Raw genomic sequence first — 25,054 nt, 5'->3', positions numbered from 1 at the left:
GGTTGCTTCTTGTCGTCAGCCTACTGATGCGGCAGCGATTGCCGCTTCGATATCGCTCCAGAGGGCCTCCGTTCCCTCCAGGCCGACATGGAGCCGTACTGACCGCGGGCTGATGCCGAAGGCGACCGCGGAATTCGGTTGTGCTTTCTGTGACAGGACCACTTCGCCCGGCACGATCAGGCTCTCATGTCCGCCCCAGCTGACACCCAGCTTGAACAGGTCGAGGTGATCGGAGAAGGTTCGGACGTTGATGCCCTCCTTGAAGATGAAGGAGAACAGGCCGGACGTGCCCTTGAGACCCGGCGGCAGGTGGTTGGCGAGGCCGGGATAGTTGACGGATTCGACGGCGTCATGCGCCTGCAGCCGCTTGGCGATTGTCGTCGCGGACTGCTCGTGCGCCTTCATGCGGATCGGCAGGGTGCGCAGGCCACGGATGAGAAGCCAGGCGTCGAAGGGCGAAAGCTTGCCGCCGAGATAGGGATAGGTTTCGGCGCGGATGCGGCCGATCAGTTCCTTCGATCCGGCAACGACGCCGGCGACGACGTCGCTGTGGCCACCGAGATATTTCGAGGCCGAATGGATGACGAGGTCGACGCCGAGCGAAATCGGCTGCTGAAAGATCGGGCTTGCCCAGCTGTTGTCGATGGTGGTGATGACGCCGTGCTTCCTGGCCAGGGCCGCGAGTGCCGCGACGTCGTGCGTTTCCATCACCCAACTGGTCGGACTTTCCAGATAGAGCAGCTTGGCGCCCGAGAGGGCTTTGGCGACCTCGTCCTCGTCGCGGCCATCGACATAGGTGACGTCGATGTTCATGCGCTTGAAGAAGGTGCCGAACAGGCGGAAGGCATCCGGATAGAGATGCTTGACGGCGACGATGCGGTCGCCCGGCTGCACGAAGGAAAGGACCGTGGACGAGATCGCCGACATGCCGCTGGCAAAGCCCATCGCGTCTTCGGCGCCTTCGAGCCGGGCCAACATCTCCTCGAACATACGCACGGTCGGGTTCAGGCCGCGCGTATAGATCGGCCGGATTTTTTCGCCGCGATAGGACGAGACCATGTCGTCATAGTCGGTAAAGGTGAAGAGCGAGGTCTGCACGATCGGCGGCACGACGGCATCGTAGGCATTGCTCATGTCGTGGGCGACGATGAGGGAGGCTTCCTCGAACGGATCGAACCCGTTGCTCATTTGGACATTTCCTTGATGTCTTCCTCGACGATGGCGAGGATTTTCAGTGTCTCGGCACGCGCCCCTTCCGGATCGCCCGCGGTGATGGCGTTGAAGAGGGTGCGGTGGAACGGAAAGGAGCGGCGGGCGAAATCCGGCCGGTCGAACGGCTTTTCCCAGAACTGCTCGAACGCGCCGCGCATCTGTTCGAGCAATTGCTTGAACAGCGGATTATGGGTGGCGTCGTAGATGGCGAGGTGAAAGGCAAGGTCTTCCGGGCCGGACGTGCCCTTGGACAGGTGCACCCGTTCCATCTCGTCCAGTTTCTGCTCGATGGTGACGAGATCGCTTTCCGCGCGCATGCGGGCGGCGACCATGCCGGCCTCGCATTCGATACCGCGCCGGACCTCAAGCGTTTTCAACAGCACGTCGCGCAGGTGGCTGGTGTCAAGCGACAGCGGCATGTGGATGGTCGCGCCGGAAATGGGTTTCAGCAAATAGGTGCCGCTGCCCTTGCGCGCTTCCATAACGCCGAGCGCCTGGAAATGGCGGATGACCTCGCGGATGGTCGAACGGCCAACGGCAAGGTCCGCCATCAGTTCCCGCTCGGCCGGAAGCCGGTCACCGGGAATGAGATTGGAGTGCTGGATATAGTCCGCGACAGCAGCGGTCACCTGCTGTACCCGATCGGCGGGGGGCAGGGGGGCAAGTGCTGCTCGTGCATCGCCGTGCTTCATCGTTCGCTTTCCAGCTGAAACCAAAATTGGTCTGACATCTGAGCAATAGTGCAAATCGTAGCGCATGCGTCAAGTCGCGGACGAGGCGTTCCATCGAAATTTCCGCGCAAACGAAAACGCCGGACCTCTCGGCCCGGCGCAGTCAGTTCTGTTTGCGTGTCAGTCTGTCCGGATGAAGCCGGGTTTGGCGGTCAGAATTCTTCCCAGCTGTCGGTGGCAACGGCGGCCGAACCAAACGATTTGGCGACCCGCGCCGTCATCTTGTGGACGGGCGATGCTGCGGGAGCGGGGGTGGTTCTGGCTTGCGGATAGGATGACGTGGAACGCAAGACCGCAACCGGCGCATTTGCGTTGTCCGCCAGTGCGAACCGGCCGATCAAATCGCGAAGACGTCCGGCCTCCGTTGCAAGCGTTGCACCGGCGGCATTGGCTTCCTCGACCATCGCAGCGTTCTGCTGCGTCACCTGGTCCATCTGGTTGACGGCAGTGTTGACTTCCGACAGGCCGACCGACTGTTCGCGCGCGGATGTGGTGATCGCATCCATGTGCTGGTTGATGGAGACGATGAAGTCCTCGATCGTCTTCAACGACTGGCCCGTCTGGCTGACGAGCTTGACGCCGTTTTCAACTTCCGTGGTTGAGTTACGGATAAGGTCCTTGATCTCCTTGGCGGCCTTCGCGGACCGCTGGGCCAGTTCACGCACTTCCTGCGCGACGACGGCAAAACCCTTGCCGGCATCGCCCGCACGGGCGGCCTCGACCCCGGCGTTCAGGGCGAGCAGGTTCGTCTGGAAGGCGATTTCGTCGATGACGCTGATAATGTTGGAAATCTGCGCCGAGGAATTCTCGATCTTGCCCATGGCATCGACCGCATTGGCGACGACATCGCCGGAGCGGCGCGCGCTTTCGTTTGCCTGGATGGCGACGCCACGCGCTTCCTCGGCGCGCTTGGATGAGTTGGAAACGTTGGCAGTGATCTCGTCCAGGGCCGCGGCGGTTTCTTCAAGTGAGGCGGCCTGCTGTTCCGTGCGTCGCGAAAGATCATCGGCGCTCTGGCTGATTTCACGCGATCCGCTGTCGATCGAGTTCGTTGCCTGGGAAACGGAGGTCAGGGTTTCGCGCAACTGATCGACGGCCTGGTTGAAGTCGGTGCGCAGGGCCTCGAAATCCGGGGCAAAAGGCTCGCGCAGTCTGTACGACAAATCGCCCGCGGCAAGATGTTTCAGGCCGTCGGCAAGTCCACCGGTCGCCTGCGCCATCGCGGCGGCAATTTCGCGTTCCTTGTCGGCGCTCTGGCGGCGCTGCTCTTCGGTCTGGTTGCGATGGTAGTCCGCGTCCTGTTCCAGCTCGCGTGCCTTCAGGCCGTTCTGCTTGAACACTTCGACGGCCTGCGCCATTGCGCCGATCTCGTCGCTCCGGTCCTGTCCCTTGATCTCGGACTGCAGATCGCCGGCCGCGAGCTTTGCCATGGTGGCGGTGATGCGCGACAGGGTGCCGGCCAGCGACCTGGCAAACAACAGGAAACCAACAAGGGAAAGCCCGGAAACCAGCATAGTGCCGATAACCGTTGTCCAGATGGCCTCGTTGCCGCTGTCGACGATTTCGGTGACGTTGGAGGCGATTTCCAGCACGCCGATGGTCTTGCCGGAATAGTTGCTGAACGGAACGGCATCGACGAAATAGTGCTTGCCATCCTGGAAGATGCTCTGCTGCATCGACTTGCCGTCGAGAACGGCTTTCAGCTGCTCGTCGGTGAGAAGGGATTTTTCGCCCAGGGTCGCGGCCTGAAGCTGCAGCTTGTCCTCGACCATGATATGGACGGCGATGGCGCCGCCGATCTTGTCGGCCAGTGGAGCGAAATATTTGTTGGTGAGCGCGGTGCCGACATCGACAACGCCGACGGTCTTGCCATCGCGCACCACCGGAGCGGAGGCGAACATGCTGACGGCGGCACGGCCCGGTTCCGTCCCGGCAACGAGCTTGCCGGTCGCAAGCGCTTCGACGACGGTCTTGCGGCGTCCCGTCATGTCATCGCCGAACTTCTCAGGCGTGTGAATGCGTGCGACGGCTTCACCCTTGGGGTTGATGAAGGTCATCAGCGACAGGCCGCCATCGTTGACGATGGCGGGCAGGCTGCCGGCATATTTGGCGACAATGGCGTCCCGCTCGCTCTTCTCGATCAATTGACTTGTTTCGGGTTCTCCGGCAATGGCCAGCGCCAATGCGGAGGCCGCTTTTTTCTGCGCATCCATATCGTTCTGGACCAGGGCAAGATCGTTGTCCGCTTTGCTCTGGGCTGCTTCGCTCGCCATCTGCGACTGCTGGTACCAGGCGGAACCACCGATGGCCGCGCTGGAAAACAGCACCGCCGCAAACCCGTAGGCGGTTATCTTGATCCACAACGGGCGTTTAATCTTAACCTCGGACATGTCCATCTCCAGAAAGAGGTTGTTCCCCGACAACCGTGTCTGGGCGGAGACGTAACGATGAATGTTCAATTTTAAGTAAATCTTTCGTACTCTTAACGCCGAAAAATGGGGCCTCGTGCCGGCTTTCCCAATCGCAATGACGGGCCTATTCCGCTGCCGGCATGGCCATGACAAGTCCTTGGGGATAGGTTCGTTCCGAAAGCGGCGCGGCTTCGATAGCGGCAGCCAAGCGATCGGGCAGCAGGGTTTCGACCCGGCTGCCGCGGCTCACGCGCTTCGTGACCAGATAGACGTCGGCCGCCGGCGGGTTTTCATAGGGCGGCAACTGCCAGAGCTGGCGGGCCTCGATATCAGCCGTTACGACGTGGATCGGCAGTGGGCCGAAACCGAAGCCCGCCTTGATCAGCCGCCGCACCTCTTCGAGGTTGGAGAACAGCCCGAGTATCTGGCCGGTGAAATTCTCCCGTTGCCGCAGGCGGGCGACCGGTGCCAGCGCGCCGCCGAGATGATCCGTCTTGAAGGACACGTAATCGAGGCTGGCGAGGTCACGCGTCTCGAGACCGGTCTTGCCGAAGAGAGGATGGCCGGGCGCGCAGAAAAAGCCGAAATGCTCGCGGTACAGCACGGTATAGTCGAGATCCGGATGCCGTTCATGGGCAAGGCAGATGCCGAGGCAGGCCTGGCCGCTGAGGACGGCGTTGATCACGTCCTGGCTGGCGGAGACGGTTGTCGAGAAGGTGACGCGCGGAAAGGTCTTGTGGAAATCGGCGAGGTAGCGGTCTAGAAACGGGCACTCGATATGGCTGGCAAAAGCCATTTCGACATGGCCGGCCACGAGGTCCGGATCATCCTTGATGAGATCGGGAAGGCCGGTGACGATGTTCAGCATGGCCAGGCATTCGGCATAGAGCCGTTCGCCGGCCGGCGTCATGCGGAAATGATTGGCGGAACGGTCGATCAACCGGCATGCCATATGGCTTTCGAGGCGGCGCAAAGCGTTGCTGATGGTCGGCTGCTTGAGCAGCAACCGATGGCCGGCCGCCGTCAGGCTTTGCTCCTCGACGATCACCGTGAAAGTGCGCAGAAGGTTCCAGTCGATCTCCCAGACGAACCGGCGTCTGGGGCTGGGCGGGGAACCGGGCACGGGCGACCTCATTCATTTCGTGAATGCTGGGGCTTCACCTAATGTATTTGTCTGCCCAAGTCCATTATGGTTTGATCGGCCCGACCGGCAGACCAACGAGGCATCAGGTGACGGACAGAGGCGATGTTTTTCCCGATTTCGGACTGAGCGTCGAACAGCGCCGCGAGGCCGTGCGTGGTCATTATTACGAAACGCCAGGCATGGATGGCGCGCGCGGCGAAATCTGGTGCTACACCCGCTGTTACACTTATGCGCCGGGCGCCATGGTCGATCTGCACATCAGTTCGACGGCCGCCGCCTGTCGGCTGGAGATCGTCCGCGACGGTGGTGTCGAGACGAGCGTCTACGGTGTCGAAGGAATTGGCACCCGGTGGCAGGAGACGCCGGACCAGGTCTCCGTCCTCGGCTGCGGCTGGGAACCGACTTTTTCGTTCCGGGTCCATGAAAGCTGGCCGTCCGGCGCCTACCGGATCATGCTGACGGCCGATGGCCGCGACGGAAAGCCGATTACCTGCCATCACCTCATCATCGTCCTGCCGAAACCGGGCCGCAAGCCGGGCCGCATCCTGCAGGTCGCCGCGACCGGAACCTGGGCTGCCTACAATACCTGGGGCGGATCGAACCATTATCAGGGGATCACCGGCCCGAACCGCGACCAGTTCGCCACCACCGTCAGCATGGAGCGGCCGCTCTGCCGTGGCTTCGTCGTCCTGCCGCAGGATGCACCGCGCGTGCCGCTGGAGGTCTCGCTGCCGCCGGGCATGGTGCCGCGCTATCCGCATATGGAATGGGCCTACGCCAACGGCTATTCGAAGAAATATGCCTCTTCCGGCTGGGCAAGCTATGACAGTCTGTTTTTCCGCTGGGCCGAACGGCAGGGCTATGGCGTCGATCTCGCCAGCCAGCATCAACTGCATTTCAACTCGAGCATTCTCGAGGATTATGACTGCGTGGTCCTCGTCGGCCATGACGAATACTGGACCTGGGAGATGCGCGACGCCGTCGATGCCTATGTCGACAAGGGCGGGCATGTGGCGCGCTTTGCCGGCAATTTCATGTGGCAGACCCGGCTCGAGGACGAGGGGCGCCGACAGGTCTGCTACAAATATGTCGCGCGGGCGCAGGACCCCGTCTACCAAACCGGCGACATCACCCGGGCCACCAATTCCTGGGAAGCGCCGGAGATCGGCCGGCCCGGCGCGCTGACTTTCGGGCTCAATGCCACCAACGGCGTCTATGCCGGCTGGGGCGGATGCGCGCCGCGCGGCGTGCGTGGTTTTCCGGTCTACCGGCCCGGCCACTGGGCTTTTGCCGGAACCGGCCTGTTTTATGGCGATCTCCTCGGCGCCGACAGCCATATTTATGGTTACGAGGTCGACGGTCTTTCCTACGAGATTCGTCACGGATTGCCCTATCCTGCGGCGGACAGCGGTGCCCCCGAAGGACTGGAAATTCTGGCCTTGGGCATGGCGAGTCAGGTGGAGGAAAGCGATATCCTGACCATCGAGGACCAGTTCTTCGGCGACGAGGACGGACGCTTCATCGCCGAGACGCTTTATGGCGACGCCAGCGACGAAAACATGGAAAAGGTTCGCTACAGCAACGGCATGATCGTCAATTTCAAGCGCGGCAATGGCGAGGTTTTTCACGCCGGAACCTGCGAATGGGTCGCGGGCCTCTTGCGCGGCGACGCCATGGTCGAGCGCGTGACCGCCAATGTGCTGAACCGCTATCTCAACCGACAGAACGACCAGAGCAGAGCATCATGAACATCCAGACCGAGCGGCCCGCATCCCATCTCTTCTACGTCACGCGCCTGCGCCGGCCGCTGGTCGATCGCGCCGAGGGCATCTATTTCTGGGCCGAGGACGGGAAGCGGTTCATCGACGGGTCGAGCGGCCCGATGGTCAGCAATATCGGCCATGGCAACCGCCATGTGATCGAGGCGATGAAGCGGCAGATGGACAAGACCAGCTTTGCCTATCGCCTGCATTTCGAAAACCAGCCGGCGGAGGATCTTGCCCGTCAGCTTGCGGCGAAGATGCCCGGCGACCTCGACCGCATCTTCTTCGTTTCGGGCGGTTCCGAGGCGGTGGAATCGGCGATCAAGCTAGCGCGGCAATGGGCCGTGGCGACCAACCAACTGAGCCGCTGGAAGGTGATCTGCCGGTTTCCGTCCTATCATGGCGGCACGATGGGTGCGCTCGGCATTACCGGCGACCTGGCGCTGACCGAGACCTTCGCGCCGCAGATCCAGCCGATGCCGGCGATTGCGGCTCCGACGGCCTATCGCGATCGGGACAACCTGACCATGGAACAGCGCGGCCTGCGCTATGCCGACATGCTGGAGGAGAAGATCCTGGCCGAGGGACCGGAAAGCGTCGTCGCCTTCATCATGGAACCGATCGGCGGCGCGGCAACGGCGGCGCTGGTGCCGCCGGATAGCTATTTCCCGCGCATCCGCGAGATCTGCGACAAATATGGCATCCTTCTGATCCACGACGAGGTGATGAGCGGCGCGGCCCGCACCGGCCGCTATCTCGGCGGCGACCACTGGAACTGCAAGCCTGATATCATCACCCTGTCGAAGGGCATCGGCTCCGGTTATGCCGCGCTCGGGGCCATGGCGGCCTCGGCGAAGCTGGTGAAGCCGGTGCTCGACATGGGCGGCTTCCAGCACGGTTATACCTATGCCGGCAATCCGCTCGCCTGCGCCGCCGGTCTGGCGGTGCTGGAGGAGATGGACCGGCTCGGCGTCGAGGCCAATGCGGCGGCGATGGGCGAGCTGTTGAAATCCGAGCTGGAAAACCTGTCCAAGCGGTTTCCCTTCATTGCCGGTGTGCGTGGCAAGGGGCTGCTGATCGGCGCCGATCTCGTTGCCGATCCCGTCAATTTCACGCCTTTCCCGAAGAGCCAGGCAACCAACCAGCGGCTGCTCGATATTGCTTATGACAGGGGCCTCATCCTCTATTCCCGCCGCATCCGTGGCGATGGCTACGAGGTCGACAACCTCATTCTCGCACCGCCGCTGATCATCACGCGTGATGAGGTGATGGAGATGGTCGGCATTCTCGGCGACAGTTTCGAGCAACTGGCCCGCGAACTTAACCTGCCGGTCAACGGGTGAGGCCATGAAGAACAAGGTCATCATCACCTGCGCCGTCACCGGGTCCGTCCACACCCCGTCTATGAGCCCCCACCTGCCGGTGACGCCCGATGAGATCGCCGAACAGGCGATCGCGGCGGCGGAAGCGGGGGCATCGATCCTGCACCTGCATGCCCGCAATCCTGCGGACGGCCGGCCGACGGCCGATCCCGCCGTGTTCATGCAGTTCCTGCCGCGCATCAGCCGAGCGACCGACGCCGTCATCAACATTTCCACCGGCGGCAGTTCGCTGATGACGCTTGACGACCGGCTGGCGGCAGCACTTCAAGCCCAGCCGGAAATGTGCTCGCTCAATATGGGCTCGATGAATTTCGGCATCTTTCCGCTGGCGAAGCCCGGCATGGAATGGCAGCACGACTGGGAGCCGCAATTGCTGGAGGCGACGCGCGGGACGATCTTCAAGAACACATTCGCCGATATAGAGGACATATTGAAACGGCTGGGCGAAGGCTGCGGCACGCGCTTCGAATTCGAATGCTACGACGTCGGCCATCTCTATACGCTGAAGCATTTTTATGATCGCGGGCTGGTGAAAGGACCGCTGTTCATCCAGTTCGTGCTCGGCATTCTCGGCGGCATCGGCGCCGATCCCGACAATCTCAGCCATATGAAGCGGATCGCCGACAAGCTATTCGGCGATGACTATCGTTTCTCGGTACTGGCCGCCGGCCGCCAGCAGATGCCGCTGATCACCATGGGCGCCGCGAAGGGCGGCAATGTCCGTGTCGGCCTGGAGGACAGCCTTTATCTGGGGCGCGGGGAGCTGGCGAAATCGAATGCCGACCAGGTAAGCCGTATCCGCACCATTCTCGAAGCGCTGTCGCTGGAGATCGCGACACCCGACGAGGCGCGCGCCATGCTGGCGCTCAAGGGCGGCGATCGGGTGGCGTTCTGATGGTGGAAGAGATGGAAATGCCTGTTGCCATCAGGCTTGCGGGAGAAGAGGATGCGGAAATCATCCATGCCGGTCTGCTGATGATCGCCCGGCATCTGAAGGCGGAAGGCAAGGTGACGTCCACCGTCGAGGATATTCGGCGGCATGGTTTTGGGGCACGGCCGGCTTTTGAGGTTTTGATCGCAGAGGCGGGGCTTGCTGCTCCCTTAGTCGCTGAGGCAAAAGACCCCTCCCCAACCCCTTCCCACAAGGGGGAGGGGCTTAACCCAGCCATCCGCTCTTCGCACAAAACCGATAGATTACTCTCGGTCATCGATGGTCACAGAGATCGGCGGCAAGTTAATCCCTCCCCCTTGTGGGAAGGGGTTGGGGAGGGGGCTTCAGCTTCATCCGTATTCGCCGGCATGTGCCTGTTCTTCCCGAGTTTCTCCACATGGCGCGGCCAGAAGGGCGCCTATATCCAGGACATCGTCGTCGACGAACGGTTTCGCGGTTCCGGCGTGGGTGTCGCCCTTGTGCGCCGAACCGCAGCGCATGTGCGGGCACAGGGCGGCACCTATCTGCGCCTGTCCGTCGATGCCGAGAATGTCTCCGCCCAGCATTTCTACGAGCGGCTGGGCCTTTCCTGGTCGCGGGACGAGCGCATTCACGCCGCCTATGGCGATGCGTTCCAGTTACTGGCGGGACTGCATGAAAGCGGGGTTTGAGCGATGAAGACGTTTTTTGCCGACGAGCAGCGGAAACACGACCCGAAAATGTTCCTGTCCAGTGGCGCGGCGCAGCCGAACCCGGAAAAACCGGAGCGGATCGAGCGGCTGCTGGCCGGGGCAAAGGCCGCGGGGTCGGAGATCGTCCGGCCGCGCGATCATGGCCTGAAACCGATCGCGGCCATCCATACGCCGGAATATATCGAATTCCTGCAGAACATCTTCCTGCGCTGGCAGCGGATCGAAGGCGCCTCGGAAGAGGTCGTCCCGAATATCCATCCGCTGGCGCGCGGCGGCCGTTACCCGGCTTCGGCGGTGGGGCAGGCGGGCTACCATATGGCCGATACGGCCTGCCCGATCTCGGCGGATACCTGGGGCAGTGCCTGCTGGAGCGCCTGGAGCGCGGTGGAGGCGGCCGAAGCCGTCCTTTCCGGCGCGCGGTCGGCCTATGCCCTCTGCCGTCCTCCCGGTCACCACGCCTTTGCCGATGTCGCCGGCGGCTTCTGCTTCCTCAACAATTCCGCCATCGCCGCCCAGCATCTGCTCGGATCGTCTAAGCGTGTCGCGATCCTCGATGTCGATCTGCACCATGGCAACGGAACGCAGGGCATCTTCTATGGCCGCAGCGATGTGCTGACGGTCTCGCTGCATGCCGATCCCGTGCGCTTCTATCCGTTCTTCTGGGGCCATGCCGACGAGCGCGGCGAGGGGGCCGGCCTCGGCTACAACCTCAACCTGCCACTGGCGCGCAAGACGGCTGACGAGGGTTTCCTCGAAGCGCTCGAAGTCGCCAACCGGCGGATCGAAGCCTTCGCGCCGGATGCACTCGTCATTGCGCTTGGCCTCGACGCTTTCGAAGGCGATCCGTTCGGCGGGCTGTCGGTCTCGACGCCGGGCTTTGCCCGCATCGCCGAGGCCATTGCCCTGCTTGGCCTGCCGACCGTCATCGTGCAGGAGGGCGGTTATCTGTGCGACGAACTCGGCGCCAACCTGATATCCTTCCTCACCGGGTTCAAATAGTGCTGGGCCGTGTTGCGGTGCTGGCGATTAAAGTCTAACGCTTGCCACCCCGATCCGCAGCCAGTTGGACAGTGCCGTGCCGCAGCCCATTTTTCCCGCCACGGCATCCGCCTCCCGCAACAGGCTCGCCTTGACTGCGCTGCTTTTGGGCGGGATCGCCATCGGCGGTTCGCCGATCTTCGTCAGGCTTTCGGAGCTCGGGCCGATGGCAACCGCCTTCTGGCGGGTGGCGCTGGCCTTCCTTCCACTGTTCATCGTTTTCCGTGCGACCAGGCAGGATCAAACGAAAAGGCCGGAGGGTCTGCGCGATATGCTCGCCCTGACTTTGCCGGGTGTGTTCCTGGCGGCCGATCTGATCGCCTGGCACGCCTCGATCCACGTGACAACAGTCGCCAATGCTACGCTTCTCGCCAATCTGGCACCGGTCTTCGTGACTGCGGCCGCCTGGATGTTCTTCGGTGCGTCCATCACACGCGCCTTCCTGGTTGGCCTGTCCGTCGCGATTGCGGGTATCGTCGTGTTGAAGGGGGGCTTGAGCGGCCTTGCGGCGGGAGACCGGTCGGGCGATGCGTTGGCCGTTCTCGCCGCCGTCTTCTATGCCGGTTACATGCTGAGCGTCGCGCGGCTGCGCGGGCGCTTCGATACGGTGCGCGTCATGGTGTGGAGCACGCTGTCGGCAGCGCTCTGCCTTTTGCCTGTCGTGCTGGTCACCGAGAGCCAGTTCTTTCCGGTCACGATCTTTGGCTGGACAATGTTGCTCGGACTTGCGCTGATCAGTCACGCGGGCGGACAGGTGGCGATCACCTATGCGCTCGCCTATCTGCCGACCGCGTTCTCTTCCCTGACCCTGCTTCTGCAGCCCGTTGTCGCCGCCTTCCTTGGCGTGATCGTGCTCAATGAAGGCGTCACCGTCCTGCAGGTCATGGGCGGCGCGATCGTCCTTTGCGGCATTCTCCAAGCGCGACGAAAATAGGACGCAGTTTCAACCAGCCGCATCGTGACCGCAGGCAAGGGCATAGGTCCGCAGCACTCTTGTGACAGCAGCCTGCGCCAGTGCGGTTGCAGTGGGTCTAGTCCGGCCGGCCATGACCTCGGGCCAGGCGGTGGCGAGATGCTGGCTGATCAGCGTTTCCGGCAGCGTCCTGTCGCCAAGCCGGGCAAGGAGTTCGCCGACGGCTTTCTGCGCGATCGGATGGGTCCAGTAGTAACGAATGCGGTCGGAATAGCTGAAATGCCGCTGGAGGCGCTGCTCGTCCGGTGTACCGGGATAGTAGTTCGCCCAATAGCCGGGCTCCGCTTGCATCAGCGCTTCCATCGCGGGCTTCAGCCGTGGGGGCGTGTTGTCGAGTTCGGCGGCAATCAGGTCCAGCCCGTAAAGCGCCTCGCGCAGGGCGAAGGTCAGTCCTGGGCCGACTTTCAGGATGGAGAAGCCATCGCGCACGAGAGCGCTGAGCGCACCCAGCGTCTGGTAATCGGTCGAATGAGCCTCGAAAACAAGGTTGGACATCCGTGCCAGGCTTGCCGAGAGTGCCTGGGCAGCGTCCGGCACGTAGCCGACGACATTCTGGTTGCCGAACTCGACGCCCGGCTGCACGACGAGCCCGACGACACGGTCGAAGGCGGCCTGCAAGTTTCGGGCGGCAAAGGCTTGGCGGTGGATTTCGACTGTTGTCAAGGCAGCCTCGGATGAGGTGACCTGCAGGTGCTCCACCTCCTCGAGCGCGCCGCCGGGAACAGGGACTTCCGTGCCGATGATATAGACCGGTTCCGTCGGACTATGGGTTTCGGCGATACTGCAGAGGTCGGCGGCGCGGGCGGCGGTTGCCTCGTCGTCCAGCGCCAGCGGCTCGCCCTGGCAGCCCATCGAGCAATCGAGATGGATTTTTTCGAAACCCGCCTGCGCATAGGCGGCGACCATCTTGCGCGCCTTGTCGAGGGCCTGTTCGGCAGGGAGGTTTTTCCAGGGATTGGGCCCGAGATGGTCGCCGCCGAGGATCAGGCCGGATCGGTTGAAACCTGTCTCGTCGGCAATTCCCTCGACGAACGCGCGGAAGCCAGCCGGTGTCATGCCAGTGTATCCGCCGTCCTGATTGACCTGGTTGCAGGTTGCCTCGATCAGCACCGGCTGCCCCATGTCGCGTGCCAGCGACAGGGCCGCGCGGATCACTTCCGGATGGGCGGAGCAGACCGAAGTGATGCCGATGGAGGTGCCGTCTCGATGAAGTGCGGACAGGGACCGAAGCAGTTGCGTGGACATGAAGCTCTCCCGACGTGAATACTAAAACGATCAATAACGATCAAAAATATGATTGACAATGATTCTTTTGTCGTCAATCTTGGTGACAGGTTGAACGAAAAGATTGTCCGCCATGAAGAACGACCGCGCCCAGGCCATCCGCCAATATCTGTTTTCCAACGGCTCCTCGCCGATTGTATCGATCGCACAGGCGGTCGGCGCGTCGGTGCCGACACTGCGTCGCGATCTTGCTGAACTCGAAGAACAGGGCGTCATTCTGCGCACCCATGGCGGCGCCCGGCTGGCTGAGGAATTTCAAGTCGAAGTGGCGTTCGAGCAGCGCGAGGCGCAGTCGCTGGCCGCCAAGCGGGCGATCGGCGATCTCGCCTATGAGATGCTGCAGCCCGGCTCCTCGATCTTCCTCGATTCCGGAACGACCGTACTGCAGCTCGCGCGGCGTATTCGGGTCAACCCGATCCCACTGAATGTCTTCACCAATTGCCTGCCGGCGGCGCAGATGCTGATCGATGTCGAGGGCGTCAAGGTGACGGTACTCGGCGGACAGTTGCGCAAGGAAAATTCCTCGATGGTCGGGCCGCTGGCCGAGGAAATGCTGCAGCACCTCTGGTTCCGCCAGCTGTTTCTCGGCGCCGGCGCCATTGCAGAGGATGGTTATCTCAGTTCGCTCGACGAAAACGAGGCGCGTCTCAACTCGGTGATGCTGGCGCGCTCCGAACAACGCATCCTGCTTGCCGATTGCAGCAAGTTCGGCCAGCGACTGACCTACCGCGTCGCGCCGATCAGCGACTTGCACACCGTGGTCACCGATGACGGCATGTCGCCGGAATGGGTCGAACGCATCGAGGCGATGGGCGTCTCGGTGCGGCAGGCCGAACAGCCGGGCGGCGCGCGATGACCGTCGTTCTGGGGCTCGATTCCGGTGGCACCAAGACGCTGGCCGCGATCGCGGATCAGAGCGGGCAGGTGCTGCGCCGGTGGGCCGGTCCCGGTTTCGATCCGATGGCTGGCGATCAGTGGGTCGAGCATATGCGCACTGTCGCAAACATTCTGGGTGAGGGGCAGTCGATCGCGTCCGTGGTTCTGGGCCTGCCTCTGCATGGCGAAATCGAGGCGATCAGCGAGCGGCAGCGGGCTGTCGCAGCTTCGGTGTTCGATTGCGCGCATCTCGTGCTGAACGATGTTGAAGTCGCCTGTGATGGCGCCTTTGCCGGTGAGGACGGCGTGCTCGTGCTTGCCGGGACGGGCAGCATGAGTTGGGCCAAGGTTGACGGCAAGAGTTTCCGCAGCGGCGGCTGGGGCGATGTTTTCGGGGATGAAGGATCGGCCTACTGGATTGGCCGGCAGGCTTTGTCGATGGCGACGCAGGCGCTCGATGGCCGTCGCGATGCGCCGGAGTTTGCGGCCGCAGTCCTCGTCGCCTGCGGGGTCGATGAGAAACAACTGATCGCCTGGGCCTATGGCCAGGACAATGCACGGGCCGGATTTGCCGATCTGGCGCGCACGGTCGATGCACTGGCCGATGCCGGAGATGCGACGGCGATCGAGATTCTGAAGGAGGCCGCCCGCTTTTTGGCGGATCTCGGGCTTGCCGCCCGGCGCGCCTTCGATCAGCCGTTGCTCGCCTGGTCCCATGCCGGCAGCGTCTTTCGCTCGCGGCTGATCCGGCGGGAATTGGCACAGCGGCTGGGGCAGCCGGCCGCGCCGAGACTTCCACCTGTCGGAGGGGCGCTCTGGCGAGCCGCCGAACTGGCCGGATGGCCGGCCGATCCCGGGTTCATCCAGTCCATCGCCGCAGACTTGAAAAATCAATAAGCAAAAACAGGAGAACAGCTGAAATGAAACGTCGCACCTTGCTTTCCGCCGCGCTTGCGCTCGGCCTCACCACTGCATTCACCCCCATCATGGCCGTTGCCGCCGAAGCGCTTCCCGTGCTGCTGCCGCCATGGGTCACGCTCCCGAAGGAGATGACCGACAAATATACCGCCAAGACCGGCGGCGCGCTCGATATCCAGACGCTTGGCTGGGACGAGATCCGCACCAAGATCGTCACCTCGATGATGGCGAGCAAGGCACCGGCTTCGGCGACGGAAATGGACTGGTCCTGGGTCGGCCAGTTCGGCAGCGCCGGCTGGTATGACGATCTTTCGGGCATCCTGAGCGACGAGATGAAGGCCGATCTCCCGACCACCTCGATCTTCACCTTCGACGGCACGTTGATCGGCGTTCCCTACAACAACGATTTCCGCGTCATGATCTACAACAAGGCGCATCTGGAAAAAGCCGGCATTGCGGCTGCTCCGACCACGCCGGATGAATTGCTGGCCGCTGCCAAGGCGATCAAGGAAAAGGGGATTGCCGAACATCCGATCGGTTTGCCGCTTTCGGCCACGGAAGGCTCGGCGACCGCCTGGTACCTGCTGACCAAGGCCTTCGGTGGCGACCTGTTCGATGCGGACCTGAAGCCGCTGTTCGTCGATCCCGAAAGTGCCGGCTACAAGGCGATGGCCTTCGAGGTCGCCGCGGTGAAGGGCGGCCTGATCGATCCGGCCGCGACCTCGCTGAAGGATGTCGAAATCCAGGAACTGTTCAAGTCCGGCAAGATCACCTTCGATATCGCCGGCTGGGCGGGCAACCTCGCCGTCTACACCGACGCCTCGAAATCGCAGGTTTCCGCCGAGGCGGCGGCTGCCCTCGTTCCGAATGTGAATGGCAAGTCGCGGACCATCGGTCTGCCGGGTGCGCTCGGCGTTCCGGTTTCGGCCGACGACAAGGAAACGGCGCATGCCTTCATCAACTGGATGCTGGACGCCGACACCATGATCGACAACTACACCAAGCTCGGCAACCTGCCGACGCGCCTTTCGGTGCTCAAGCAGCTGAACGACGAAGGCAAGCTCAAGCAGGGCGACGTGCTGATCGAGCAGGCCGGTGTCGTCGAGCCGCTGTTCGCCGGCGGCACGCCTGGTTGGTATCCGGAATTTTCGAGCGCCGTCGCGACCAACCTGAATGCCGCCGCCAAGGGTCAGATCTCTGTTGACGACGCCGTCAAGGCGATCGCTACCGCGGCCGAAGAGGCGCAGCAGTAACATGACATCCAGCTTCGTATCGAAGCGCGCCTTCCTGGGACGGGAGGCGCGGCTGGGGCTGTGGCTTTCCGCCCCGATCATCCTGATCATGGGTGGGCTGGTTATCCTGCCCCTGATCCTCACCGTCATCGACAGCTTCTTCCGCATCGAGCCGATGAAGATGGGAACGCCGTTTGTCGGCCTTCGCAACTACATCGCCCTGATGACCGACCCCAAGGTGCTGCAAAGCTGGACCAACACGCTGGTCTATGTGGTGATTTCCGTCGCCATCGAGACGCTGGGCGGACTGGCGGCGGCCCTGCTGCTTAACCGTTCGGGCAATGCGCGGCGCTGGCTGCTCGCCATCGTCATTCTGCCCTGGTGCCTGCCGCCGGTCGTCAACGCGATCATCTGGCTATGGATTTATAATCCCAGCTACGGGCTTCTCAACGGTCTCCTGCAGTCCGTCGGATTGATCACGGAAAACCAGGTCTGGTTCAACGACCGGTTTACCGGCCTGCTGCTGATCTCGATCGTGCATGCCTGGCGCATGATGCCGCTGACCGCGATCATCCTGCTTGCCGCACTGCAATCCATTCCATCCACCCTCTACGAGGCCGCAAGGCTCGACGGGGCGACGGCGTGGCGGCAGTTCTCGCTGATCACCCTGCCGCTGATTTCCGGTGGCCTCGCCATCGCGCTCAGCCAGTCCACCGTCTTCGCCTTCAATCTGTTCGATGAGGCCTGGATTCTCAATGGAAGCTCGATGGATACTCGCAGCATCATGGTTCAGGTCTACATGTTGGCCTTCCAGAACCTGAAATTCTCGCTCGGCATGGCCCTGTCGATCCTCGCGATGATCGCATCGCTGGCGGTCTCGGCTCTCTACGTCCTGCGCGTCTACAAAGAGACGAGGTTCGACTGATGCGGCGGCTTGGTTTCTATCTCGGTTGCGTTCTTCTCATCCTCTGGTCGCTCGGTCCGGTCTACTGGTCGCTGGTAACGTCTTTGACGCCGCCGAATGCGCTGGTCAGCGATCAGTTGCACCTCTGGCCGCAGCAGATCACGCTGGAACATTACGGCAAACTGTTCGGCGCGACGTCGACCAGCCAGGGCAATGAAGTCCAGTCTGTCTGGCCGCAATTCTCGCGCGCCCTGTTCAACAGCGTGCTGACCTCGCTGCTGGCCACAGTGGTGACGGTGGCGATAGCGGCCTTCGGCGCCTGGGCTTTCGTGCGGCTTCGCTTTCCCGGTCGCGATGCGATGTTCGTGCTGATCGTCGCGACGCTTGGCGTGCCGGCCTATACGGTGATGATCCCGCTTTACCGGATCATGATCGGGGCAGGGCTGGTGGATACCTATCTCGGCGTGACGCTGATCTATGTCTCCGCGTTCCTGCCGCTGGCGCTGTGGCTGATGCGCAGTGTCTATCAGGCCATGCCGCTATCGCTCGAAGAAGCGGCCTGGCTCGACGGCGCATCGAAGCTCTACACGCTGGTGCGCATCGTCCTGCCGCTTGCCGGCCCCGGCCTGATGGCGACGGCGATCCTGACGTTTCTCTCGGCCTGGGGCCAGTTCATGGTGCCGCTGGTTTTCTCGCCGACGCTCAGCACCAAGCCGCTGACGGTGCTCATCCCCGAATTCGTAACCCGCAACTACGTGGATTACGGCCTCATGAACGCGGCCGGGATCGTGGCGATCGTGCCGCCCGCCCTGCTGGTGCTCTTTCTCAATCGCTTCCTCGTGCAGGGCTTGATGGCCGGTGCGAGCAAATAAAGGACTGCAGACATGAATCTGACCGAAAAAGTCATCAAGGAACAGTTTCCCTTCTGGGAAAAGGCGCTGGCCCAGTCGCTGCCGGAAGTCTCGGCCAAAACCGTCGTCGTGACGGGCTGCGGCACGTCCTTCTATCTCGCCCAGACGATCGCGGTCGCCTTCAATCAGAACGGCCAGTCGGCCGTCGCTGTGCCGGGTGCGGAATGGGCGGTGCGCCCGGGTGACTACGTCGTCGATCTCTCGGATGTCTGCGTCATCGGCATTTCCCGCTCCGGCACCACGACCGAAACCGTCCAGGCGATCGAGGCTTCGCGCAAGGCCGGTATGAAGACCATCGCCATTTCCTGCGAGCCGGACACGACGATCCTCAAGGCCGCCGATATCGCCGTCTACCTTGCGACACACGGCGAGGAGGGCATCGTCATGACGGTGTCGGCGTCGCTGATGCTGCTCGCAGGACTGCGCATGGCCAGCGTCAAGCTCGGTTCGGTGGCTGAGGCACAGGCAGCGCTTGCTGCCGCCGAAGCCGCCGTGCCGTTGATCAAGGACCGCACCCATTACGTCTATCTCGGCGCCGGTCCGCTCTACGGCATGGCCACGGAGGGTTGCCTGAAGCTGCAGGAAATGTCGATCACCTTCAGCCAGGCCTTCCACCCGCTGGAATATCGCCACGGCCCGATCAGCCTGATCGACAGCCAGTCCGTCGTCGTCATCCTCTACTCGCCGGAAACTCTGGAAGACGAGGCGAAGGTCGCCCGTGAAGTGCAGGCCTTGGGCGCGCATGTCATAGGTCTTGGCGGCCCCGGCGACCTGTCGATCCCGTTGTCGCAGACCGGCCCGGCCCGCGCGCTCGAACTTCTGCCGGCGCTGCAGATCATCGGCGAGCGCGTCGCTAACCAGAAGAACATGGACACGGCCCAGCCGCGCAACCTCAGCAAAGTCGTCGTTCTCCAGTAAGAGGAACCGGCCCATGGCCAAGATCTGCCTGATCGGTGCCGGCAGCACCGTTTTTGCCCAGAACATCCTGTCCGATGTGCTGTCGAACCCCGATCTCGCCGACAGCGAGATCGCCCTGATGGATATCGATGCCGAGCGGCTGTCGACATCGGAAATCATGGCGCGGCGGATCGGCGATACGCTGGGATTGAAGGATTTGAAGATCGCCTCCTTCACCGATCGCCGCGCGGCGTTGAAGGACGCGGACTTCGTTATCCTGATGATGCAGGTCGGCGGTTACAAGCCGGCTACGGTGACGGATTTCGAGGTGCCGAAGCAATTCGGCCTGCGCCAGACGATCGCCGACACGCTCGGCATCGGCGGCATCTTCCGGGCGCTGCGCACCATTCCGGTGATCTTCGACATTGCCAGCGACATGCGCGATGTCTGCCCGGATGCGCTGATGATGAACTACGTCAACCCGATGGCGATGAACTCCTGGGCCATGGCGGAGGCCTTTCCGGATATCCGCTATGTCGGCCTCTGCCATTCGGTGCAGGACACGTCGGCCTATCTCGCCCGGTCTCTGGGCGAGGATATCGCCGATATCGATTTCCGCTGCGCCGGCCTCAACCATGTGGCCTTCTTCACCAAGTTCGAGAAGCGCCACAAGGACGGGCGCCGCGAGGATCTCTATCCCCGGCTGCGCGCCAAGGCGGAGAGCGGCGATTATGACAGGGACGACGCCGTCCGCTGGGAGACGATGAAGCATTTCGGCCATTTCGTCACCGAAAGCTCGATCCATTTCAGCGAATATACCCCCTGGTTCATCAAGCGCGGCCGCGAGGACCTGCTGGCGAAATACCAGCTGCCGCTCGACGAATATATCACCCGCTGCGAGGAGCAGATCGCCGACTGGCATGTGTTGCGCAAGGAATTGGAGGATGCCGGCAAGCCGCTTGAGGTCTGCCGATCCAACGAATACGCCTCCGCTATTATTTACGGCATGGTGACCGGCACGAACCACCTGATCTACGGCAATGTCCGTAACAACGGCCTGATCGACAACCTGCCGGCCAATGCGGCGGTCGAAGTGCCCTGCCATGTCGATCGAAACGGCATCCAGCCGGTGCGCGTGGGTTCCGTGCCGCCGCAGCTTGCCGGCATCATGCGCATGTCGCTCAACGTCCAGGAACTCACCGTGCAGGCGGCGCTCACCGGTCGGCGCGATCACATCTATCACGCCGCAGCGCTTGATCCGCATACAGGCGCGGAACTCTCGCTCGATGAAATCCGCGCCCTCTGCGACACGCTGATTGAAGCGCACGGCAATTACTTGCCCGCCTATCGATGAGGGGTGTGATGAACGGTTTCACGACAATCGACAACGCATCTCCTGGGCATCGACGCAGCCCCACTCACCCTCATTGCCGGGACAAGCCCGGCATTGAGGGTGAGTGGGTTGCCGTTCTCTACCCCATACCGCATCCGCCGCAGCCTCGTGCCGCCGACATGCACTGAAAGGAATTCCATGGCTCAGGTATCACTCGACAATCTGGTCAAGGCTTATGCCACCGTGCAGGTGATGCATGGTGTCAGCTTCGATGTCGCCGATGGCGAGTTCGTTGCGCTGGTCGGCCCGTCAGGCTGCGGCAAGTCGACCCTCCTGCGGATGATCGCGGGGCTGGAGGAAATCTCCGGCGGCACGATTTCCATCTCCGGCCGCGTCGTCAACGACGTCGAGCCGAAGGAACGCGATCTGGCGATGGTGTTCCAGAACTACGCGCTCTATCCGCACATGACCGTGCGCGACAATATGGGCTTCTCGCTGAAACTGCGCAACGCACCGAAAGCCGAGATCGAAACGCGGGTTCGCGAGGCGGCCGGCATTCTCGGTCTCGTCGACTATCTCGACCGGATGCCGAAGCAGCTTTCGGGCGGCCAGCGCCAGCGTGTGGCGATGGGCCGCGCGATCGTGCGCCAACCCGCCGTCTTCCTGTTCGATGAACCGCTATCCAACCTCGATGCCTCGTTGCGGGTGCAGATGCGGGCGGAAATCCGGGCACTGCATGACCGGCTTGGCTCGACCTCGATCTTCGTGACCCATGACCAGGTGGAGGCCATGACCATGGCCGACCGGATCGTGGTTCTGCGATCGGGACGGCTGGAGCAGGCCGGTGCGCCGCTGAAACTCTACGACAGGCCGGCCAATGCCTTCGTCGCCGGCTTCATCGGCTCGCCGGCGATGAACCTGATCAAGGGCGAGGCAGCGAATGGCTCGATCCGGCTGTCGCAGAACCGGTCGGTCCCGGCGCCGGTTGCGGCAGCGGGTCCGGTCATCTGGGGCGTGCGACCGGAGCATCTCGATCTCGTCCCGGCAGAAGCTCTGGGCGCCATCGAGCTGAGGGTCACCGCCGTCGAAAGCACCGGCCATGCGACCTTCGTGATGGGCGAGAGCGACGGGATTGCCATGACGGCGCTGTTCACCGATCGGCCACGCCTCGTGCGTGGCGATGTCATCCATCTCAAGCCGCGTGTGGACAAACAGCATCTGTTCGAGGCGGAAAGCGGCGCCCGCATCGGCTGACACGAGATTGCGGGTTCAAGCCACAAAAACAGGCGAACCGGCAGAACACAGGAACGATCAACATCCCGGCCACAGCCCAGAGGAAAAGGGTCGTTGCACGGGGCCAAGAAGAGGGTAACACAATGAAATTGTTGTATGGAACCGTCCTTTCCCTGCTGTTGTCGGCGCCCGCAAGCTGGGCCGATACCGAGATCACCTATCAGTTTTGGGGCAGCCCGCAGGAGGTCGAGGCGTGGAATGCCGTCGCCCGTTCCTTCGAGGCCGAGCATCCGGGCATCAAGGTCAATGTCGAGGCCTCAGACTGGGACAGCTATTGGGAAAAGCTCAAGGTGAAGATGGCGGGCGGTACGCCGCCGGATGTCTTCGCCATGGATGCGCCACTCTACAAGGATTGGCAGTCGCGCGGCGTGTTGCTCAACCTGCAGCCTTATCTCGACAAGGAAAAGGGCATTCTCGACGGCGTCTATCCGATCACGCTGAAGGCCTACGAGACGCCCGAAGGCTATTTCGGCCTGCCGCGCGACTTCCAGACCATCGTGCTCTACTACAACAAGGACATGTTCGACGCGGCCGGCGTCGCCTATCCCACCGATAGCTGGACCTGGGATGATTTGAGGGCCAACGCCGCCAAGCTGACGCTCGACAAGAGCGGCGACGGCAAGACAGACCAGTGGGGTTTCTGGGCGGAAGCCTATGACATGGAGCCGCTCTGGGGCGCGCTGGTCTGGGCCTTCGGTGGCGATGTCGTCGATCCGCCGGCCGGCAAGACGCTGATTTCCTCGCCGGAAGCGACGGCCGCTTTCCAGTTCCTCTCCGACATGTGGCTGACCGACAAGTCGCTGCCGACACAATTGCAACTGCAGCAATATGGCACCGACGGCTTCTATGCCGGGATCGCCGCCATGGGGGTTTCCGGCCACTGGACGGTGCCGGACTACAGCCCGCTCGGCTTCAAGTGGGACATCGCGCCCATGCCGAAGGGGCCTGCGGGACGCGCCACCTCGGTCAATTCGGCCGGGTTCGTCATTGCCAAGGGCAGCAAGCACCCCGACGAGGCCTGGGCTTTCGCCAAATATGCCTTCGGCGAAAAGGGCCAGACGGAGCTTGCCAAGATCGGGCTGGCGATCCCGGTGCGCCAGGCGATTGCCGAAAGTCCCGCCTATCTGCAGCAGGCGACGAAGATCGACCACTCCCTCTTCGTCAAGGCGCTCGATTATGCCAAGCCGAAGCCTGTCTTCAAGGGATATGAGGAATGGTCGAGCGCGGTCGGCGATGCGCTGACGATGATCTGGTCGGGTGAGATGGAGGTCGCCGACGGGCTTGCCGAGGCGGTCGCCAATGGCGACGACGTGCTCGCCCGGAACAAGTAGCATGGGGTCGCTGAGGCCCATGGGATCGGAACGCTGGTGGGTGCTGGCGTTCCTGATGCCGACGCTTGCCGGGCTCTTGCTGGCAAGTTTCGGCTCGATCCTGGCGACGCTCGGCTTGAGTTTTACCGATTGGGACCTCCTGACGCCGCCGGTCTCGGCCGGCCTGAGCAATTACGCCGACCTGCCGTCCGATCGCCTATTCATGAAGGCGCTGTGGAACACGCTTGCTTTCGCGGCGCTCTACGTGCCGCTGACGGTGATCCTGTCGATGCTGATCGCGATGGGGCTCAACCGTCCGATCAAGGGCATCGGCTGGTTCCGGGTCATGTTCTTCCTGCCGGCCGTCTGCTCGCCAACGGCCACGGGCCTTCTCTGGCAATGGATATATGCGCCTGATAGTGGCGTGCTGAATGCCGGCTTGTCGATGGTCGGCGTCGAATCCGTCAACTGGCTGGGGCCACGCATGGCGCTCTATTCCGTCGTCATCGTCAATGTCTGGGGCGCGATCGGCAGCGGCATGATCATCTTCCTCGCCGGTCTGCAGGCGATCCCGAAAGAGTTCTATGAGGTGACGCGGCTCGATGGCGCGACGGCCTGGCAACGGCTCCGGTTCGTGACGCTGCCGGCACTGGCGCCCAGCATCTTCTTCCAGGGCGTGCTGACGACCATCAACGCCTTCCAGGCCTTCGACTATATCTTCGTGCTGACCCGCAGCGGCAACGGCAATTCCACCATGCCGACGCTGGTCTTTTCGATCTATCGCAACGGTTTCCGCTTCTTCCGCATGGGCGATGCCGCGGCACAGGCGATCCTTTTGACGGCGATGATTCTACTTTTGACCCTCATCTATTTCCGCATCGAGAAGAAATGGGGCGAGCAATGACGCGCATGCGCCGCAACGATTGGGTCGCGTTCCTCGCCCTTTGCCTCGGAGCGGTTGCCATGTTCGGGCCGTTCATCTGGCTGCTGTCGACCAGCCTGAAGCCGATGGCGGAACAGTTCGACATGCGTCTCTTGCCGCAGCAGCCGACGCTTGGCAATTACACCCGCTTGTTCGAGATCATGCCGTTTCATCTGCTGATCTGGAACAGCCTGAAAATATCGCTGATCTCGACGCTCGGCCAGTTGCTGACATGCTCCATGGCGGCCTTCATGTTCGCCATCGTCCGTTTTCCGGGGCGCAATCTGCTGTTCGCACTGCTGATCGTGACGCTGATGGTGCCGGCCCAGGTGACCGCGATCCCGCAATTCATCATTTTCAAGACGCTCGGCCTCTACGGCACGCAGGCGCCGCTCTATATTCCATCCTTCCTCGGCGGCGCGTTCGGAACATTCCTGATGCGGCAGTATTTTCGCACCATTCCTCTGGAACTGGCGGAGGCGGCACGGATGGACGGCGCGTCGCTGGCGCGCATCTTCTTCACGATCTATCTGCCGCTGGCAAAACCGGCGCTCGCGGCTTTCGCCATCATCGCCTTCATGGTGTCGTGGAACGACCTGTTTTCCGCGTTGATCTATCTGCCGTCGGATGTCGACAAGACAACGCTGACGGTCGGGCTGGCGCTGTTTCAGCAGCAATATTCCGGCCACTGGACCCTGATGATGGCCGCCTCGGTGATCTCGATGGCGCCGGTGGTGATCGCCTTCTTCATGGCGCAGAAGCAGTTCGTGGCGGGAATGGCAATGACCGGCTTGAAATGACGGGGCAATATTCCCGTCGGCATGTTCAATGCCGGCGGCCCGATCGCCGCCTCCGGGGAAACAATGCAGTGTCGCGCCAGCGCCGCTGAGAAGCCGC

Annotated in this window: 22 protein-coding genes; 17 read left to right on the top strand and 5 right to left on the bottom strand. The window is 62.5% G+C overall.

Annotation, left to right across the window (positions count from 1 at the left end):
• Nucleotides 1–15: 15 nt before the first annotated feature.
• The 4 genes from ACST81_RS23185 to ACST81_RS23170 all read right to left on the bottom strand — a co-directional run bounded on the left by ACST81_RS23185 (nucleotide 16) and on the right by ACST81_RS23170 (nucleotide 5,477).
• Entirely contained in the window at nucleotides 16–1,188 is a 1,173-nt protein-coding gene (locus ACST81_RS23185) for a PLP-dependent transferase (RefSeq protein WP_438754422.1), read from the bottom strand.
• Entirely contained in the window at nucleotides 1,185–1,904 is a 720-nt protein-coding gene (locus ACST81_RS23180) for a FadR/GntR family transcriptional regulator (RefSeq protein WP_438754420.1), read from the bottom strand. The genes ACST81_RS23185 and ACST81_RS23180 overlap by 4 nt, the downstream gene beginning before the upstream one ends.
• A gap of 191 nt (nucleotides 1,905–2,095) precedes the next feature.
• On the bottom strand, nucleotides 2,096–4,333 hold the full coding sequence (locus ACST81_RS23175; protein ID WP_438754419.1) for a methyl-accepting chemotaxis protein: 2,238 nt from the start codon (nucleotides 4,331–4,333) through the stop codon (nucleotides 2,096–2,098).
• 145 nt (nucleotides 4,334–4,478) lie between these two features.
• Nucleotides 4,479–5,477: a LysR family transcriptional regulator gene (locus ACST81_RS23170; protein ID WP_438754417.1), complete on the bottom strand. Its 999-nt coding sequence runs from the start codon at nucleotides 5,475–5,477 to the stop codon at nucleotides 4,479–4,481.
• 107 nt (nucleotides 5,478–5,584) lie between these two features.
• On the opposite strand from ACST81_RS23170, the gene ACST81_RS23165 reads away from it, so the two are divergent.
• The 6 genes from ACST81_RS23165 (at nucleotide 5,585) to ACST81_RS23140 (ending at nucleotide 12,238) form a co-directional block, all read left to right on the top strand.
• On the top strand, nucleotides 5,585–7,246 hold the full coding sequence (locus ACST81_RS23165) for a N,N-dimethylformamidase beta subunit family domain-containing protein (protein WP_438754415.1): 1,662 nt from the start codon (nucleotides 5,585–5,587) through the stop codon (nucleotides 7,244–7,246).
• Nucleotides 7,243–8,604: an aminotransferase family protein gene (locus tag ACST81_RS23160; RefSeq protein WP_438754413.1), complete on the top strand. Its 1,362-nt coding sequence runs from the start codon at nucleotides 7,243–7,245 to the stop codon at nucleotides 8,602–8,604. Before ACST81_RS23165 ends, ACST81_RS23160 begins: the two co-directional genes overlap by 4 nt.
• Before the next feature lie 4 nt (nucleotides 8,605–8,608).
• Complete coding sequence (locus tag ACST81_RS23155; RefSeq protein WP_438754412.1) at nucleotides 8,609–9,538, top strand: 3-keto-5-aminohexanoate cleavage protein; 930 nt, start codon at nucleotides 8,609–8,611, stop codon at nucleotides 9,536–9,538.
• 17 nt (nucleotides 9,539–9,555) lie between these two features.
• Nucleotides 9,556–10,245 (top strand): GNAT family N-acetyltransferase, encoded by a 690-nt coding sequence (locus ACST81_RS23150; RefSeq protein ID WP_438754411.1) that lies wholly within the window; start codon nucleotides 9,556–9,558, stop codon nucleotides 10,243–10,245.
• A gap of 3 nt (nucleotides 10,246–10,248) precedes the next feature.
• Nucleotides 10,249–11,265: a histone deacetylase family protein gene (locus tag ACST81_RS23145; RefSeq protein WP_438754410.1), complete on the top strand. Its 1,017-nt coding sequence runs from the start codon at nucleotides 10,249–10,251 to the stop codon at nucleotides 11,263–11,265.
• A 76-nt stretch (nucleotides 11,266–11,341) separates the two neighbouring features.
• Nucleotides 11,342–12,238 carry a DMT family transporter gene (locus ACST81_RS23140; protein ID WP_438754409.1) on the top strand — a complete coding sequence of 299 codons (897 nt, stop codon included), beginning with the start codon at nucleotides 11,342–11,344 and terminating at the stop codon, nucleotides 12,236–12,238.
• Nucleotides 12,239–12,247: 9 nt separating this feature from the next.
• Here ACST81_RS23140 and ACST81_RS23135 read toward each other — a convergent pair whose 3' ends face one another.
• Nucleotides 12,248–13,522: a D-tagatose-bisphosphate aldolase, class II, non-catalytic subunit gene (locus ACST81_RS23135; RefSeq protein ID WP_438754407.1), complete on the bottom strand. Its 1,275-nt coding sequence runs from the start codon at nucleotides 13,520–13,522 to the stop codon at nucleotides 12,248–12,250.
• A gap of 112 nt (nucleotides 13,523–13,634) precedes the next feature.
• On the opposite strand from ACST81_RS23135, the gene ACST81_RS23130 reads away from it, so the two are divergent.
• The 11 genes from ACST81_RS23130 to ACST81_RS23080 all read left to right on the top strand — a co-directional run bounded on the left by ACST81_RS23130 (nucleotide 13,635) and on the right by ACST81_RS23080 (nucleotide 24,957).
• A complete protein-coding gene (locus ACST81_RS23130) occupies nucleotides 13,635–14,417 on the top strand; it encodes a DeoR/GlpR family DNA-binding transcription regulator (protein WP_438754405.1) in 783 nt (260 codons plus the stop codon).
• The gene (locus tag ACST81_RS23125) at nucleotides 14,414–15,334 is read left to right on the top strand and encodes an N-acetylglucosamine kinase (protein ID WP_438754403.1); all 921 of its coding nucleotides are present in this window, start codon (nucleotides 14,414–14,416) and stop codon (nucleotides 15,332–15,334) included. Before ACST81_RS23130 ends, ACST81_RS23125 begins: the two co-directional genes overlap by 4 nt.
• A 23-nt stretch (nucleotides 15,335–15,357) precedes the next feature.
• A complete protein-coding gene (locus ACST81_RS23120) occupies nucleotides 15,358–16,608 on the top strand; it encodes an extracellular solute-binding protein (RefSeq protein ID WP_438754402.1) in 1,251 nt (416 codons plus the stop codon).
• 1 nt (nucleotide 16,609) lies between these two features.
• Complete coding sequence (locus ACST81_RS23115; protein ID WP_438754399.1) at nucleotides 16,610–17,512, top strand: carbohydrate ABC transporter permease; 903 nt, start codon at nucleotides 16,610–16,612, stop codon at nucleotides 17,510–17,512.
• Nucleotides 17,512–18,363, top strand: a complete 852-nt coding sequence (locus ACST81_RS23110; RefSeq protein WP_438754398.1) for a carbohydrate ABC transporter permease — start codon at nucleotides 17,512–17,514, stop codon at nucleotides 18,361–18,363. Before ACST81_RS23115 ends, ACST81_RS23110 begins: the two co-directional genes overlap by 1 nt.
• A gap of 12 nt (nucleotides 18,364–18,375) precedes the next feature.
• The gene (locus ACST81_RS23105) at nucleotides 18,376–19,320 is read left to right on the top strand and encodes an SIS domain-containing protein (protein ID WP_438754396.1); all 945 of its coding nucleotides are present in this window, start codon (nucleotides 18,376–18,378) and stop codon (nucleotides 19,318–19,320) included.
• Between the two features lie 13 nt (nucleotides 19,321–19,333).
• A complete protein-coding gene (locus tag ACST81_RS23100) occupies nucleotides 19,334–20,653 on the top strand; it encodes an alpha-glucosidase/alpha-galactosidase (RefSeq protein ID WP_438754394.1) in 1,320 nt (439 codons plus the stop codon).
• 177 nt (nucleotides 20,654–20,830) lie between these two features.
• Nucleotides 20,831–21,886 (top strand): ABC transporter ATP-binding protein, encoded by a 1,056-nt coding sequence (locus ACST81_RS23095; protein WP_438754392.1) that lies wholly within the window; start codon nucleotides 20,831–20,833, stop codon nucleotides 21,884–21,886.
• Nucleotides 21,887–22,008: 122 nt separating this feature from the next.
• A complete protein-coding gene (locus ACST81_RS23090; RefSeq protein WP_438754390.1) occupies nucleotides 22,009–23,256 on the top strand; it encodes an ABC transporter substrate-binding protein in 1,248 nt (415 codons plus the stop codon).
• Nucleotide 23,257: 1 nt separating this feature from the next.
• A complete protein-coding gene (locus tag ACST81_RS23085) occupies nucleotides 23,258–24,139 on the top strand; it encodes a carbohydrate ABC transporter permease (protein ID WP_438754388.1) in 882 nt (293 codons plus the stop codon).
• Complete coding sequence (locus ACST81_RS23080; RefSeq protein ID WP_438754386.1) at nucleotides 24,136–24,957, top strand: carbohydrate ABC transporter permease; 822 nt, start codon at nucleotides 24,136–24,138, stop codon at nucleotides 24,955–24,957. The genes ACST81_RS23085 and ACST81_RS23080 overlap by 4 nt, the downstream gene beginning before the upstream one ends.
• The last annotated feature ends 97 nt before the right edge of the window (nucleotides 24,958–25,054 follow it).

This window comes from Pararhizobium sp. O133 (assembly GCF_051669845.1).
GTDB lineage: Bacteria > Pseudomonadota > Alphaproteobacteria > Rhizobiales > Rhizobiaceae > Pararhizobium.
The sequence above is the reverse complement of the archived record's forward strand: the minus strand, read 5'-3'. Positions and strand labels throughout refer to the sequence as shown.